This is a genomic window from Streptomyces chryseus, assembly GCF_014650755.1.
GTDB lineage: Bacteria > Actinomycetota > Actinomycetes > Streptomycetales > Streptomycetaceae > Streptomyces > Streptomyces chryseus.
Map to the genome: position 1 here is coordinate 84,629 of NZ_BMVO01000018.1, position 15,189 is coordinate 99,817.

The 15,189-nt window shown below is 72.5% G+C and carries 12 protein-coding genes; 9 read left to right on the forward strand and 3 right to left on the reverse strand.

Going from position 1 to position 15,189, the window contains the following annotated elements; all coding sequences use genetic code 11:
- Positions 1–4 precede the first annotated feature (4 nt).
- The 3 genes from IE185_RS23730 to IE185_RS23740 form a co-directional block, all read right to left on the reverse strand.
- Entirely contained in the window at positions 5–172 is a 168-nt protein-coding gene (locus tag IE185_RS23730) for a hypothetical protein (protein ID WP_170198322.1), read from the reverse strand.
- 33 nt (positions 173–205) lie between these two features.
- Positions 206–1,840 (reverse strand): penicillin-binding transpeptidase domain-containing protein, encoded by a 1,635-nt coding sequence (locus tag IE185_RS23735; RefSeq protein WP_138896268.1) that lies wholly within the window; start codon positions 1,838–1,840, stop codon positions 206–208.
- A 161-nt stretch (positions 1,841–2,001) separates the two neighbouring features.
- Positions 2,002–3,729, reverse strand: a complete 1,728-nt coding sequence (locus tag IE185_RS23740; RefSeq protein WP_189715937.1) for a dolichyl-phosphate-mannose--protein mannosyltransferase — start codon at positions 3,727–3,729, stop codon at positions 2,002–2,004.
- 136 nt (positions 3,730–3,865) lie between these two features.
- Here IE185_RS23740 and rsmI point away from each other — a divergent pair, with 136 nt between their 5' ends.
- The 9 genes from rsmI (at position 3,866) to IE185_RS23785 (ending at position 15,141) form a co-directional block, all read left to right on the forward strand.
- Positions 3,866–4,726, forward strand: a complete 861-nt coding sequence (rsmI, locus tag IE185_RS23745) for a 16S rRNA (cytidine(1402)-2'-O)-methyltransferase (protein WP_138898416.1) — start codon at positions 3,866–3,868, stop codon at positions 4,724–4,726.
- 150 nt (positions 4,727–4,876) lie between these two features.
- A complete protein-coding gene (locus tag IE185_RS23750; protein ID WP_138898414.1) occupies positions 4,877–5,287 on the forward strand; it encodes a hypothetical protein in 411 nt (136 codons plus the stop codon).
- A 61-nt stretch (positions 5,288–5,348) separates the two neighbouring features.
- On the forward strand, positions 5,349–6,218 hold the full coding sequence (locus tag IE185_RS23755) for a TatD family hydrolase (RefSeq protein ID WP_138898413.1): 870 nt from the start codon (positions 5,349–5,351) through the stop codon (positions 6,216–6,218).
- Between the two features lie 205 nt (positions 6,219–6,423).
- Positions 6,424–7,710: a resuscitation-promoting factor gene (locus IE185_RS23760; RefSeq protein ID WP_373303750.1), complete on the forward strand. Its 1,287-nt coding sequence runs from the start codon at positions 6,424–6,426 to the stop codon at positions 7,708–7,710.
- 319 nt (positions 7,711–8,029) lie between these two features.
- Positions 8,030–8,917: a 16S rRNA (adenine(1518)-N(6)/adenine(1519)-N(6))-dimethyltransferase RsmA gene (gene rsmA / locus IE185_RS23765; protein ID WP_229843662.1), complete on the forward strand. Its 888-nt coding sequence runs from the start codon at positions 8,030–8,032 to the stop codon at positions 8,915–8,917.
- A complete protein-coding gene (locus IE185_RS23770) occupies positions 8,914–9,825 on the forward strand; it encodes a 4-(cytidine 5'-diphospho)-2-C-methyl-D-erythritol kinase (RefSeq protein WP_138899083.1) in 912 nt (303 codons plus the stop codon). The genes rsmA and IE185_RS23770 overlap by 4 nt, the downstream gene beginning before the upstream one ends.
- Positions 9,826–9,874: 49 nt before the next feature.
- Positions 9,875–11,191 (forward strand): acyltransferase family protein, encoded by a 1,317-nt coding sequence (locus IE185_RS23775; RefSeq protein WP_189715948.1) that lies wholly within the window; start codon positions 9,875–9,877, stop codon positions 11,189–11,191.
- Between the two features lie 102 nt (positions 11,192–11,293).
- A complete protein-coding gene (locus IE185_RS23780) occupies positions 11,294–13,093 on the forward strand; it encodes an ABC-F family ATP-binding cassette domain-containing protein (RefSeq protein WP_138899338.1) in 1,800 nt (599 codons plus the stop codon).
- 230 nt (positions 13,094–13,323) lie between these two features.
- Positions 13,324–15,141, forward strand: a complete 1,818-nt coding sequence (locus tag IE185_RS23785) for an outer membrane protein assembly factor BamB family protein (RefSeq protein WP_189715951.1) — start codon at positions 13,324–13,326, stop codon at positions 15,139–15,141.
- Positions 15,142–15,189: the final 48 nt, after the last annotated feature.

Below are 15,189 nucleotides of genomic sequence, written 5' to 3' on the forward strand. Positions count from 1 at the left end.
GTCCTCACTTCGGGATGTGGGCACCGGTGGCGTCGGGGAATCGCTGGTCCGACGCCTTGTCCATGGTGCCGTTGACGAAGTCGTCCTCACTGACCCAGGTCATCTCGCCCCAGGGGTTGTGCATACCGGTGCGGCAACCGGTGTGGACCACAAGGCCGATGCCGATCACCATCGGGCCCGTCGCCGCGTGCGGTCGTGCCGCCGTTCAGCCCGCGCGCAGTACCGCCGCCACCAGCGGGCCCGCCGCGTCGCCGCCGTGGCCGCCCGACTCGACGGACGCGGCCGCGGCCACGTCGTCGCTGAAGCCGGCGAACCAGCTGTTGGACTTGCCCTGCCCGTCGACCTCCGCCGAACCGGTCTTCGCACCCTTGTCGCCGCCGACCGGGGCCATCGCCGCCGTGCCCGTGCCCCAGGACGCGGTCGCCGTCTGCCGCATCATGCGGAGCAACTGGCTGTGGGTGGAGGGCGACATGGTGCGGGACGCCTTGGCGAGCGTCCTGCCGTCGAGGGACTGCGGCACGATGACGGGCTGCCGGAACGTGCCCGCCTTGGCGGTGGCGGTGACCGACGCCATGTTGAGGGCGTTCATCTGGACCGTGCCCTGCCCGATGTACTGCGCCGCCGCCTCGCCGCCGGTGGCCTCGGGCACCGAACCGTCCTCGGTGACGATCCCCGTCTGCCAGTTGTCGAGGCCGAGACCGAACACCTCACGCGCCGTTGCGGGCAGCGCCGCGTCGTCCTTGGTGTCGTCGATCAGCTTGATGAAGGCGGTGTTGCAGGACCGGGCGAAGCTGGTGCCGAACGTGCCGTCCGGGATGTCGAAGCCGTCCAGGTTCTTGAAGGTGACGCCCTGGTACATCGCGGTCTTCGGACACTCCGCCTCGCGGTCCGCGCCCGCCAGGCCCTTCTCCAGCAGCATCGTGGCCGTCACGATCTTCATCGTCGAGCCCGGCGCCTGCTTGCCGAGGACCGCCGCGTTGTACCCGTCCGCACGGTTGTTGGCGATGGCCAGGATCTCGCCCGTACTCGGCTTGACCGCCGCGACCGACGCCTCGCCGTGCTCCTTCACCGCCGTCTCGGCCGCCGCCTGCACGCCCGCGTCCAGCGTGGTCGGCAGCCTGCCGGGCTTGCCCTTGGTGACGGTGGCCAGGGTGCGGGGAGCGACATCGCTGTCACTGCCGCTGTGGATCGCCAGCTCGACGCCGGGCTTCCCGCCCGCCCTCTCGCCGTACTTCTCACGCAGCGCGTCCAGGACGGGCCCGAGCGACGGGTACTTCTCCTCCGTCAGTTCGACGCCGTTGCGGTCGACCGCCTTGATGGGCGGGGCCGCGGCCTCGCCCGCCTTCAGCAGCTCGCCCTCCTTCAGGTCGGGGTGGACGACGGAGGACTTCCAGTCGACCAGCGCCTTGCCCGAGGTCAGGCCGCGCACGACGGTCAGCTCCGACGCGTACGAGAAGGCCTTGCTCCTGCCCTCGTACGTCACCGTGGCGTCGGCGGTGAACGGGACCTTCGCCCCCACCGGCGTGCCGGGCGTCAGCTTCACATCGCTGATGTGCGCCTCGTCGCGGTAGGCGAACAGCGCGGGCTGCGCGGCGGCGGCGTTGTCGGTCAGATCGGCGGCCACGCGGGCGTCGCCCTTCGCCCAGGCGGCGAGGAAGTCCTCGGCGGTCCGCGCGACCTCGTCGGCGCTCGGCGGCCCGGTCTTCTTCGGCGCCGACAGGATGCCGACGTCCGCACCGCCGGCCTCGTCGCTCACCATGGAGTACGCCCCGTAGCCCACCCCTCCGGCCATGGCCAGGAACACTCCGCCGACTATGGCGACCTTCGCTCCACTGCGCATGCTGTGCGGTCCCCTCCCCAGGCGTCCCTCCTGAACTGAACATGTTCAAGAAGTGCTGTATCGCACTGTACGTGACGTCAGTTGCCCATGGGGTGAGCGTTACAGGACCGGGACGGACACGGCCGCCCGCGCCCCACTGCCCCGCACGGCGCGGCCCGCCGCTACACCCAGGTGTCGAACCAGATGCGGTCGCGCCATTCGTCGATCGGGAGCGTCTGGCCGGTATAGATCGGCCAGAAGTAGACGAAGTTCCAGATGATGAGCAGCACGAGCACTCCCGCGCCGACCGCTCCCGCCACCCGCCGCCGTTCGCTCGCGTGCGGCGGCCCCAGCATCGCGCCGAGCATCATCGCCACCGCCAGGCACAGGAACGGCACGAAGACGACGGCGTAGAAGAGGAAGATCGTGCGCTCCTGGTAGAAGAACCAGGGCACCCAGCCCGCCGCGATGCCGCACGCGATCGCCCCCGCCCGCCAGTCGCGCCGCAGCGCCCAGCGCCACAGCACGTACAGGACCGCGAAGCACGCCGTCCACCACAGCAGCGGCGTCCCGAGCGCCAGTACCTCCTGGGCGCAGTCGCTCGTCTCGCTCGCCGGGCAGCCCTCCTTGCCCGGCTTCGGCGACTCGTAGAAGTACGACACCGGGCGGCCCAGGACGATCCAGCTCCACGGGTTCGACTGGTAGGTGTGACCGGACGTCAGGTTGACGTGGAAGCTGTAGACCTCGGTCTCGTAGTGCCACAGGCTGCGCAGCCAGTCGGGCAGCCACGTGAAGTCGCCGCCCTTGCCGGCGCCGGTGGCCCAGTCCCGGTAGTAACCCTCCTTGGTGACGATCCAGCCCGTCCAGGAGACGACGTACGTCACGAAGGTGACCACGACCGTCGCCACGAACGCCGGCAGCACGTCCCGCTTCAGCACGGCGAGGTACGGCTGCCGGGCGCCCGCCGTCCGGCGCGCGCCCGCGTCCCACAGGACCGTCAGCAGGCCGAACGCCGCCAGGATGTACAGGCCGTTCCACTTCGTGCCGAACGCGAGGCCCAGGCACACCCCCGCCGCGATCCGCCACGGCCGCCACCCCAGCCGCAGCCGCTCCGCGACCTCCCCGTCCGGGCGCAGCACCCCCTCGTCGTCCGACGGGAGCGCCGCCGCGAGCCTGCGCCGGGCCCAGTCCCGGTCGATCAGCAGGCAGCCGAAGGCGCCCAGGACGAAGAACATCAGCACCTGGTCGAGCAGCGCCGTGCGGCTCATCACGAAGTGCAGGCCGTCCACCGCGAGCAGCGCGCCCGCCAGGCAGCCCAGGAACGTCGAACGGAAGAGGCGGCGTCCGATCCGGCAGAGCATCAGGACCGACAGCGTCCCGAGCACGCAGACCATGAAGCGCCAGCCGAACGGGGTGAACCCGAAGAGCTGTTCGCCGAGCCCGATGACCCACTTGCCGACCGGCGGATGCACCACATAACCGGGGTCGGCGGGGACCGTGACCGTGGACGGGTCGGCGAGGACCGCCTTGTCGATGTCCTTCGGCCACTGGCCCTCGTACCCCTGGTGGATGAGCGCCCAGGCGTCCTTGGCGTAGTACGTCTCGTCGAATATCACCGCCTTGGGGCCGCCCAGGTTCCAGAACCGCAGGAGCCCCGCGACCAGCGCGACCAGCAGCGGCCCGCCCCACGCGGCCCAGCGCACCAGACGGCCCGCGAGCACCGGCGGTACGCCGAGGATTCTCCAGATCTCGGTGCCGGGCCTGCTGTACGGCGGCACGAGCCGGTCGCGCAGCCCGATGTGGCTTCCGGGCCTGGGCACGTAGCCGTATCGGCGCAGCCGCTGCTGCCACGACGGCGGCTGCTCCCCGGGGGCCCGGTCCTGCTGGGCTTCTGACGCGGTACTGGTCACCGCGCCATCGTAGGGAACACATCTGTGCGCGTCGTGTGCGCGCCCTGCGAGGATGGCTCTTGTGACTGGAACGACTGGAACGACTCGAACGGCTCGAACGGCCGCGGCGCCCGGATCGGCGGCGGCCGGAACGCTCGTGCTCGCGGGGACGCCCATCGGCGACGTGGCCGACGCGCCGCCGCGCCTCGCCGCCGAACTCGCGACGGCCGACGTCGTGGCAGCCGAGGACACCCGGCGGCTGCGCCGCCTGACGCAGGCGCTCGGGGTGCAGACGACGGGGCGTGTCGTGTCCTACTTCGAGGGCAACGAGAGCGCCCGTACGCCCGAACTCGTCGAGGCCCTGGAGGACGGCAAGCGCGTCCTGCTCGTCACCGACGCGGGCATGCCGTCGGTCTCCGACCCCGGCTACCGGCTGGTCGCCGCCGCCGTCGAGAAGGACATCAGGGTCACCGCGGTGCCCGGCCCCTCCGCCGTGCTGACCGCCCTCGCCCTGTCCGGCCTGCCCGTCGACCGCTTCTGCTTCGAGGGCTTCCTGCCCCGCAAGGCCGGCGAGCGCCTCGGGAAGCTGCGCGAGGTCGCCGGGGAGCGGCGGACGATGGTGTTCTTCGAGGCCCCGCACCGGCTCGACGACACCCTCGCCGCGATGGCGGAGGTGTTCGGCGACGGGCGCCGGGCCGCCGTGTGCCGCGAGCTGACCAAGACGTACGAGGAAGTGAAGCGCGGCCCGCTCAAGGCGCTCGCCGAATGGGCGGCCGAAGGAGTGCGCGGCGAGATCACCGTCGTCGTCGAGGGCGCTTCCCAGACGGTGCGGGAACTGGACCCGGCGGAGCTGGTGGACAGGGTGCGGGTGCGCGAGGAGGCGGGGGAGCGGCGCAAGGAGGCCATCGCGGCCGTCGCCGCCGAGGCGGGGCTGCCCAAGCGCGAGGTGTTCGATGCCGTCGTCGCGGCAAAGAACGCGGCACGAACGGGCCCGGCGGACGGCAAAGGACTATCGTGAAGAGTTAAAGCCATCTAAAGCCGGCTAAAGCATCAGACCGCGCACCGGGCCTTTCTTCACGGAAAGGCCAAGACCGGTCCACATGTCGACAGGTACCGATGCGCTCCCGCCGAAACCGGCGTCCACTGGACCCAGTGGAAAGGAGCTGGCATGAGCGAGATCGCGGACACCGCCGGCACGGGCACCACCACCGTTCACGAGGCGTACGCCTTCGCCTGCATGCGGTGCGGGCACGGCTGGGAGCAGTCCTTCGAGATACACCACCACGTCGACGGCAGCGGTCACGCGTTCGTGGTCTACACGGCTGACGGTGAGCGGGTCCCCTCTCCGCTCTCCCGCCCCACCTGCCTCAACTGCGGCGGGCACGTCGTGCGGATCATGAAGGCGGGCCAGGTCTCGTCGATCAGGGAGATGCTGCGGGCCGCCGTGGTGGACGCCCCCATGGCGGGGCCGGTGGTCGGCATCGCGGGACCGGCGCTCGAGGACGCCCCCGGCCCGGTGCGCGTGAAGCACGAATGGCGCCTGTCGGATCTGCTGCATCCCCGCCGACACCGCACCTGAGGGCGGCGCACGAGGGCCGCGGGGTGCGGGACGGGGGCGCGGTTTTCGTACGATCGTGACCATGAGCCCCAAGGACGCACCCCCGCCGCTGCCCGAGCCTCTCCGGGGAGAGGTGGCCGACTCGCACACCCACCTGGACATGCAGGACGGCACCGTCGAGGAAGCCCTCGCGAAGGCCGCCTCGGTCGGTGTCACCACCGTCGTCCAGGTGGGCTGCGACGTGAAGGGCTCCCGGTGGGCCGCCGAGACCGCGGCGGCCCACGAGAACGTGCACGCCGCCGTCGCCCTGCACCCCAACGAAGCCCCGCGCATCGTGCTGGGCGACCCCGACGGCTGGTCGCGCCAGGGCGCGCGCGTCGCGGGCGGGGACGCCGCCCTCGACGACGCGCTGACCGAGATCGACCGGCTGGCCGCCCTGCCGTACGTGCGCGGCGTCGGCGAGACCGGCCTCGACCACTTCCGTACGGGACCCGAGGGCATGGCCGCCCAGGAGCGGTCGTTCCGGGCGCACATCGAGATCGCCAAGCGGCACGGCAAGGCGCTCGTCATCCACGATCGCGAGGCGCACGCGGACGTGCTGCGGGTCCTGGAGGAGGAGGGCGCTCCCGAGCGCACCGTCTTCCACTGCTACTCCGGCGACGCCGCCATGGCCGAGATCTGCGCGCGCAACGGCTACTTCATGTCCTTCGCCGGCAACATGACCTTCAAGAACGCGCAGCCGCTGCGGGACGCGCTCGCCGTCGCGCCGCTGGAGCTCGTCCTCGTCGAGACCGACGCGCCGTTCCTGACGCCGGCGCCGTACCGCGGACGGCCCAACGCCCCCTACCTCATTCCGGTCACCGTGCGCGCGATGGCCGCCGTCCGGGGGATCGAGGAGGACGTCCTGGCGGCGGCGCTCGCGGCGAACACGGCCCGGGCGTTCGACTACTGAGCCCGGCGCCGCCGAACCGGACCGGGGGCGCCTTCTGAAAGACCGTCACCCTTCGTGGTCGTGTTGCTTTGGAGAGTGACGGCCGCTCCGCTAGTGTCCCGGGCCGCAGCGTCATCGGGGCGGACCGGATCACTGGAGCGTCGTGGGCAATTCGCAGGGCAGTCACCGAGCGGCGCGCGGCAGCGGCCGCCGGGCGGTGGAGACGATCGAGTACCCGGAGTACGAGGAGCGTCGCGAGTTCGGGGGGCGGGGGGAGTGCGCTCCTGATCCTTACGCGCCCGCGTACGAGCTGAGGGAGGCTTGGCTGCCGCGTCAGGGGGTCGGCCCCGGCGTGGGCGACGGGCGCGGCGGCAGGGCGGAGGCCCGGCGGGCCGCCCGGCGGCGCAAGGGGGCCGAGCGGCCCGAGGCGCTGCGCCGGCTCCTGCCGCAGGCCCTGGTGGTCGCGTTCCTGGCCGGGGGCACCTCGGCGTTCGTCGCCAGCGACAAGGCGGTCAAGCTCAGCGTGGACGGCGTATCCCGCACCATGCACACCTTCGCCGACGACGTCACGGAGCTGCTGGAGGACGAGGGCGTGGAAGTGGGGGCGCACGACCTCGTCGCGCCCGCCCCCGGCGCGGCGCTGGCCAGCGGCGACGAGGTCGTGGTGCGCTTCGGCCGTCCCGTGACGCTGACCTTGGACGGGCAGCGGCACCGGGTGTGGACCACCGCCCGCACGGTCGAGGGCGCACTGCGCCAGCTCGGGGTGCGCGCGGAGGGCGCGTACCTCTCCGCCTCGCGCTCCCTGCGGATCGGGCGGGCCGGGCTCACTCTCGACGTACGCACCGAGCGAAGCGTCACCTTCATGGCCGACGGGCGCGAACGCACCATCCGCACGAACGCCGCGACGGTCGGGGAGGCGCTGGCCGAGGCCGGCATCAGCCTGCGCGGCCAGGACACCACCTCCGTGCCGTCCGGCAGCTTTCCGCGCGACGGGCAGACCGTCACCGTGATGCGGATCAGGGGGGCGAAGGAAGTGCGCGAGGAGCCGATCCCGTTCGACGTGGTGCGGAGCGAGGACCCGACGCTCTTCAAGGGCACGGAGGTCGTGGTGCGGGCGGGGGAGGTCGGGTCGCGGCGGGTCACGTACTTCGTGCGTACGGTCAACGGCGTGCGGCAGCAGCCGAGGAGGGTCGCGGAGGAGATCGCGCGCGAGCCGGTCGCGCGGCGCGTGAAGGTCGGCACGAAGGAGAAGCCGGCGTCCGTGGCCGGGGCGGACGGCCTCAACTGGAGCGGGCTCGCCCACTGCGAGTCCGGGGGGCGGCCGGGGGCGGTGGACGCCACCGGCCACTACGGCGGGCTGTACCAGTTCGACACGCAGACGTGGCAGGCGCTGGGCGGCAGCGGGCGGCCGCAGGAGGCGAGCGCGGCGGAGCAGACGTTCCGGGCGAAGAAGCTGTACGTGCAGCGGGGGGCCAGTCCCTGGCCGCACTGCGGGGGGCGGCTGCGGGGGTGAGGGTGGCCCCGGGGCGCCGGGGCTGCGGGTCGGTACGCGTGCGGGGTGCGGTGCGGTGTGCGTGTCGGTGCCGGGGTCGGGGTCGGGGTCGGGGTGCGCGGCATCCCGGGGCGTCGGGGCCGGTGCCGCGCCCGGGCGTCTCCTCGGGTGCCGAACGTTCGGGTGGTGAGTTGTTCGGGGGAGTGCGTTCGACGCCCTGCGGGGAGCGCCCCGGCACGTCCCCTCCTGGCACGTGGGACGGTGTGCCCCGGTGTCTCTTCCGCACGGGCCGCACCTCGCCCGGCACCGGGGTGTGCGGCGGGGCCCTTAGGCTTGAGCGGTGAGCAGCACTGAGCCTTCTGAGACGCCTCCCCCGCACGACCTGCTGGGCCCCGCCGACATCCGGGAGCTGGCGGCGGCGCTCGGCGTACGCCCGACCAAGCAGCGTGGCCAGAACTTCGTCATCGACGCGAACACGGTCCGGCGGATCGTGCGGACGGCCGATGTGCGGGCCGACGACGTGGTCGTCGAGGTGGGCCCGGGGCTCGGGTCGCTGACCCTCGCCCTGCTGGAGGCCGCCGAGCGGGTCGTGGCCGTCGAGATCGACGACGTGCTCGCCGCCGCCCTGCCGGCCACGATCGAGGCGCGGATGCCGGAGCGGGCCGACCGGTTCGCGCTGGTGCACTCCGACGCCATGCAGGTCACCGAGCTGCCGGGGCCGCCGCCGACCGCGCTGGTCGCGAACCTGCCGTACAACGTCGCCGTCCCGGTGCTGCTCACCATGCTGGAGCGCTTCCCCAGCATCGAGCGGACGCTCGTGATGGTCCAGTCGGAGGTCGCCGACCGCCTCGCGGCCCGCCCCGGCAACAAGGTGTACGGCGTGCCGTCGGTGAAGGCCTGCTGGTACGCCGACGTCAAGCGGGCCGGGGCCATCGGACGCAACGTCTTCTGGCCCGCGCCGAACGTCGACTCGGGGCTGGTGTCGCTCGTGCGACGGGCCGAGCCCGTCAAGACCGCCGCCACGAAGGCGGAGGTCTTCGCCGTGGTCGACGCGGCGTTCGCGCAGCGGCGCAAGACGCTGCGGGCCGCGCTCGCGGGCTGGGCCGGCTCGGCTCCGGCGGCCGAGGCCGCGCTGGTCGCGGCCGGCATCTCGCCGCAGGCCCGGGGCGAGTCGCTGACGGTGGAGGAGTTCGCGCGTATCGCCGAGCACAAGGGAGCGGGAGCATGACGGTCACGGTCCGGGTACCGGCGAAGGTCAACGTCCAGCTGGCGGTCGGCGGGGCGCGGGCCGACGGCTTCCACGACCTCGCGAACGTCTTCCTGGCGGTGGGCCTGTACGACACCGTCACCGCCACGCCGTCGGACTCGCTGCGCGTCACCTGCTCGGGGCCGGACGCCGGCCAGGTCCCTCTCGACGTCACGAACCTGGCCGCGCGGGCGGCGATCGCGCTGGCCGAACGTCATGGCCTTTCGCCCGATGTGCATCTGCACATCGAGAAGGACATCCCGGTCGCGGGCGGCATGGCGGGCGGCAGTGCGGACGGCGCGGGCGCGCTGCTGGCGTGCGACCGGCTGTGGGGGACCGGCTCGTCGCGGAACGAGCTGCTGGACATCTGCGCCGAGCTGGGCAGCGATGTGCCGTTCAGCCTCGTGGGCGGGGCCGCGCTGGGGACCGGGCGCGGCGAGAAGCTGTCCGTGCTCGAAGTGGGAGGGGCGTTCCACTGGGTGTTCGCGGTGGCGGACGGCGGGCTGTCGACGCCTGCCGTGTACGGGGAGTTCGACCGGCTGACGGCCGGCGCCGACGTCCCGGCCCCCGTGGCCTCCCCGGTGCTGCTGGAAGCCCTGCGCACCGGTGACGCGGCGGCGCTGGCGGGCGCCCTGGTGAACGATCTCCAGCCCGCCGCCCTGTCCCTGCGCCCCTCCCTCGCCGCCACCCTGGCGGTCGGCACGGAGGCCGGCGCCCTGGCGGGCCTGGTCTCGGGGTCGGGGCCGACCACGGCGTTCCTCGCCAAGGACGCGGAGGCGGCCGAGTCGGTGGCGGCGGCCCTCGTCGCCTCGGGCACCTGCCGGACGGCTCGGGCGGCCCCGTCCCCGGCGGCGGGCGCGACGGTCGTCGACGTACTCAGCCAGGACTGAGTACCGCAGCGCTTACCGGCCGGCGGGCGGCGGCGAGAACGTACCCCGCATGGGAAACACTGTGCGCGAGCTCGCCGACCGGACGCCCGCCGGCCGCGACCGGTACGTCGACCTGCTGCGCGTCGCCTCGCTCGGCACCGTCGTCGCCGGTCACTGGCTGATGGCCGCCGTGTTCGCCGACGGACAGGTGGGGAACCTCCTCGCCGTCCTGCCGGAACTCCAGATCCTCACCTGGGCACTGCAGGTCATGCCGGTGTTCTTCTTCGTCGGCGGCTTCTCGCACGCGCTCTCGTACCGGTCGCTGAGCCGCCGGCACGACGCGGTGTACTCCGTGTTCGTGCGGGCCAGGCTCCAGCGGCTGCTGCGGCCGACCATGGTGTTCGTACTGGTCTGGGGCGTCGCGGCGCTCGCCCTCGGCGGGCGGGACGGGCTCGCGGGGGTCGCGTTGCGGCTCGTCGCGCAGCCGCTGTGGTTCATCGGGATCTACCTGGCGATGGTGGCCTTCACACCGCTCCTGCTGAAGCTGCACGAGCGGTGGGGCTGGGCCGCCTTCGGCGCGCTCGCCCTCGCCGCCGCCGGGGTCGACGCCCTGCGCTTCGCGGCGGAGGTTCCGTACGTCGAGTTCCTCAACTTCGCCTTCGTCTGGCTCGCCGTCCACCAGCTCGGCTTCCTGCGCGCCGACGGCCGCATCGGCCGGCCCGCCGTGCTCGCGGCCGGCGGGCTGGCCGCCGCGGCCGCGCTGGTCGCCTTCGGGCCGTACCCGCTGAGCATGGTCGGGATGCCCGGCGAGAAAGTCAGCAACATGGCCCCGCCCACCCTCGCCCTCCTCGCCCACGGCATGTGGCTGGTCGGCGCCGTCGAGCTGCTGCGCGCACCCGGCGCCCGCCTCGTCGCGCGGCCGCGCGTCTGGCGGGGCGTCGTCGCCGCGAACGGCGTCGCCATGACCGCGTTCCTGTGGCACCTGACCGCGATGCTCGGCGTGTACGGCGCGATGCTCGCCCTGGACCTCCCGCTGCCCGCACCGGCGAGCGCCGCCTGGTGGGCGCAGGTACCGCTGCGCTTCGCCGCCGCGGCGGCCCTGACCGCGCTGTGCGTGGCGGCGTTCCGGGCCTTCGAGCGGCCGGCGGGCAGCCGTCCGGCGGCCTCCCCCGGGCGGTTCGCGGGACCGGCGGCGGCCCTCGGCGTCACGCTGAGCCTGCTCGGGGTGCTCGGGCTGTCGATGGTCGGATTCGGCGGACTCCTGGAAGGCCGTACGGCCGTCCTCATAGCCGTACGGATCAGCGCCCCGGCGGCGGTCGTCATGGCACTGGCGGGCTGGCTGCTGGTCGAGACGGCGGGGCGGGCCTCGCGCGCCCGGGCCGTCTGAGACGGGCCCCGGGGCGCCCGCGCACCGGGTGGGCGTCGAGGGGGTCCGGCGGGCGACTACGCTTGAGCGTCTGTCCCTTTCCCGTCCCTGGAGCGCGCACCCATGGCCGTCAACCTGGTCAATGTCGAGGCAGTCAGCAAGGTGTACGGCACCCGTGCCCTGCTCGACGGCGTGTCCCTCGGCGTGTCGGAGGGCGACCGGATCGGCGTCGTCGGCCGTAACGGCGACGGCAAGACGACCCTCATCCGGATGCTCGCCAAGCTGGAGGAGGCCGACAGCGGCCGCATCACGCACAGCGGCGGCCTGCGCTTGGGCGTCCTCACGCAGCACGACTCGCTCGACCCCGCCGCGACCGTCCGCCAGGAGATCATCGGCGACCTCGCGGACCACGAGTGGGCCGGCACCGCCAAGATCCGCGACGTACTGAACGGCCTCTTCGGCGGCCTCAGCCTGCCCGGGTTCGAGCACGGGCTCGAAACGGTCATCGGGCCGCTGTCCGGCGGTGAGCGCCGCCGCATCGCGCTCGCCAAGCTGCTCATCGAGGAACCGGACCTGCTGGTCCTCGACGAGCCGACCAACCACCTCGACGTCGAGGGCATCGCCTGGCTGGCCCAGCACCTCCAGGCCCGCCGCTCCGCCCTCGTCTGCGTCACCCACGACCGCTGGTTCCTCGACCAGGTCTGCACCCGCATGTGGGACGTGCAGCGCGGCGCCGTCCACGAGTACGAGGGCGGTTACTCCGACTACGTCTTCGCCCGCGCCGAGCGCGAGCGCATCGCCGCGACCGAGGAGACCAAGCGGCAGAACCTGGTCCGCAAGGAGCTGGCGTGGCTGCGCCGCGGCGCCCCCGCCCGTACGTCCAAGCCGCGCTTCCGCGTCGAGGCGGCCAACGAGCTGATCGCCGACGTGCCGCCGCCGCGCGACACCTCCGAGCTGATGAAGTTCGCCAACTCGCGCCTCGGCAAGACGGTCTTCGACCTGGAGGACGTCACCGTCCAGGCCGGGCCCAAGGTGCTGCTCCAGCACCTGACCTGGCAGCTCGGGCCCGGCGACCGCGTCGGACTCGTGGGGGTGAACGGCGCGGGCAAGACGTCGCTGCTGCGCGCCCTGGCCGACGCGGCACGCACGCAGGGCGACGCCCAGCCGGTCGCCGGCAAGGTCGTCGTCGGCCGGACCGTGAAGCTCGCGTACCTCTCGCAGGAGGTCGGCGAGCTCGACCCGAAGCTGCGCGTGCTGGAAGCCGTCCAGCGCGTACGGGACCGGGTGGACCTCGGTACGGGCCGCGAGATGACGGCGGGGCAGCTGTGCGAGCAGTTCGGGTTCAGCAAGGAGAAGCAGTGGACGCCGGTCGGTGACCTGTCCGGCGGTGAGCGGCGGCGGCTGCAGATCCTGCGGCTGCTGATGGACGAGCCCAATGTGCTGTTCCTGGACGAGCCGACCAACGACCTTGACATCGAGACGCTGACGCAGCTCGAAGACCTGCTGGACGGCTGGCCCGGATCGATGATCGTCATCTCGCACGACCGGTTCTTCATCGAGCGCACCACGGACAAGGTGTACGCGCTGCTGGGCGACCGGACGCTGCGCAACCTGCCGCGCGGCATCGACGAGTACCTGGAGCGCAGGCAGCAGGCGGTCGAGGCCGCCGCCCCGGCGCCCGCCGCCGCCGCGCCCGCCAAGAAGAAGGCGTCCGGCGACACGCGTGCCGCCCAGAAGGAGATGCAGAAGATCGAGCGCCAGCTCGGCAAGCTCTCCGACAAGGAGACCAAGCTGCACGCCCAAATTGCGGACAACGCCACCGACTTCGAGAAGGTGGCCCTGCTCGACGCCGAACTGCGCGAACTCGTCGCCGGGCGCGACGAGCTGGAGATGCGCTGGATGGAACTCGCCGAAGACGCGTAGCAGATGCGCGACGCCGAATAACGAGCGCGTCACGGCCCGGTCCTCCCTTGGGAACAGGGGCGGACCGGGCCCTCGTGCACAGGGGCCCAAGTGATAGAAAGAAGCCCCGCTCGACTGTCGTAGAACTGCGGGGCCCAAGCCCGATTCGCTCCTTTCCGGGGGAGTTACGCCGCCCGGAATTGCGGGGGAGACCGAACGGGCGGCGGTCTCGTGTGAAGAGGTAAGCGCTGATGTCTCAGCCGCCCAACCAGCCGCCGCAGGGCGGCTTCGGAGCCCCCCAGGACCCCCGGCAGCAGCCGCCCCAGCCGCCTGCCCAGCCGCCGCAGGCGCCCCCGGCCCCGCCGGCCGCGCCGCCGCAGCAGCCCCCGGCGCAGCCCGGATACGGCTACCCGCAGGCGCCCCAGCAGGCGCCGCAGCAGGGATACGGCTACCCGGGCCAGCCGGGTCAACAGCCCGGCCAGGCGGGCCCGTACGGCCAGCAGCCCGGTCCGTACGGTCAGCAGCCCGGCCCCTACGGTCAGCAGCCCGGCCCGTACGGCCAGCAGCAGCCCGGTCCTTACGGCGGCTACCCGGGCGCGCCCGCGCCGGGCGGCAGCGGCGGCGGCGGCTTCAAGGGCAAGCCGGCGGTCATCATCGGCGCGGCGCTCGCCGCGGCCCTCGTCGTCGGGGGCGGCATCTACATCGCCACCAGCGGCGACGACGGCGGCAAGAAGAAGCGGCCCGTCGCCGGCGGCACCCACGACAACAAGGGCGGCCTGCCGACCGGCGACACGGACACCGGCGGCGATCCGGCCGGCGACCGCGACGCGGGCGACGACCTCAACGCCGGGCGCCAGTCGGGCGAGTCGAAGGTCCTGTGGCTCCAGAAGAACGACGTGGACCTGCCGCGCAACGGCTCCGACGTGTACGGGCCGTGGTTCACCGACGGCCTCGTCGTCAAGGCGATGTACAAGAAGGTCGCCGCGTACAACACCACCGACGGCAAGGAGAAGTGGAGCCTTCCGCTCTCCACCGAGATCTGCGCGGCGCCCGTCAGGGCCGCCGACGACGGCAAGATCGTCATCGGGGTCAAGAACGGCACCACCGACAAGGCCAAGTGCAGCGAGCTGCAGATGGTCGACCTCAAGACCGGAAAGGCGGGCTGGAAGGCCGAGGTGAAGAAGGAGGGGGCGTTCGACCTCCTCTCCGACATCACGATCGCCATCAGCGGCAACACCGTCACCGCCGGACGCACCGGCCACTCCACCGCCTTCAGCATGAAGGACGGCAAGGTGTTGTGGGGCAAGCTCCCCGGTGAGTGCCAGCCGTACGCCTTCACCAGCAGCGCCAAGCTGATCTCCGCCGCCGCGTGCTCCACCGGCGAGGCCGCCAGGAACCACGAGCGGATCCAGGAGCACGACCCGGCCACCGGCAAGGTCAAGTGGAGCTACCCGCTGGCCAAGGGCTGGCAGGTCGACAAGGTCTACTCCGTCTCCCCGCTCGTCGTGTCGGTGCAGGAGCGCGAGAAGAAGACCTGGAGCGTCATCGCCCTGACCGACAAGGGCAAGCTGCGTGCGGAGATCGACGGCGGCAAGGACAAGTTCCAGCCCCGCTGCGGCGGCACCTTCGTCATCTTCGGCCGGAACCTCGAAGGCTGCACCGGTGTCGCCGCCGACGCGAACTCCTTCTACATGGCGACCGCCGAGAAGACGAGCGGCCTGGAGCGCAGCAACGAGGTCGTCGCCTTCGACCTCGACACCGGCAAGCCCAAGTGGCGCTCCGAGGGCGAGCGGGCCATGATGCCGCTGAAGATGGAGGGCGGCGACGTCCTGGTCCACATGGAGGCGTCGTACGACAAGGGCGGCGCACTCGCGACCATCGCCCCGTCGGGCGGCAAGCCCAAGACGCTGCTCCAGAACCCGCAGTCGACCGCCGAGATCGAGAACGGCTTCTTCTCGACGAAGGTCGCCTACGAGGACGGCCGACTGTACGTCGTCGCCTCCCGGGTCAGCGCCACCAACGACGAGGAGGAGAAGGAGACGAAGACCATGATGGTCTTCGGCAAGTGACGGCCGGTGCCTGAGTTCCGGGTCTTCCCCCTCGTCTTCGACTCCCCA

What these genes read in the sequence shown, in the direction of transcription:
- IE185_RS23730 (WP_170198322.1), bottom strand. Translation starts at nt 172, where the DNA reads ATGGTGATCGGCATCGGCCTTGTGGTCCACACCGGTTGCCGCACCGGT.
- IE185_RS23735 (WP_138896268.1), bottom strand. Translation starts at nt 1,840, where the DNA reads ATGCGCAGTGGAGCGAAGGTCGCCATAGTCGGCGGAGTGTTCCTGGCC.
- IE185_RS23750 (WP_138898414.1), top strand. Translation starts at nt 4,877, where the DNA reads ATGAGCGAGATCGCGGACACCGCCGGCACGGGCACCACCACCGTTCAC.
- IE185_RS23755 (WP_138898413.1), top strand. Translation starts at nt 5,349, where the DNA reads ATGAGCCCCAAGGACGCACCCCCGCCGCTGCCCGAGCCTCTCCGGGGA.
- IE185_RS23770 (WP_138899083.1), top strand. Translation starts at nt 8,914, where the DNA reads ATGACGGTCACGGTCCGGGTACCGGCGAAGGTCAACGTCCAGCTGGCG.
- IE185_RS23775 (WP_189715948.1), top strand. Translation starts at nt 9,875, where the DNA reads ATGGGAAACACTGTGCGCGAGCTCGCCGACCGGACGCCCGCCGGCCGC.
- IE185_RS23780 (WP_138899338.1), top strand. Translation starts at nt 11,294, where the DNA reads ATGGCCGTCAACCTGGTCAATGTCGAGGCAGTCAGCAAGGTGTACGGC.
- IE185_RS23785 (WP_189715951.1), top strand. Translation starts at nt 13,324, where the DNA reads ATGTCTCAGCCGCCCAACCAGCCGCCGCAGGGCGGCTTCGGAGCCCCC.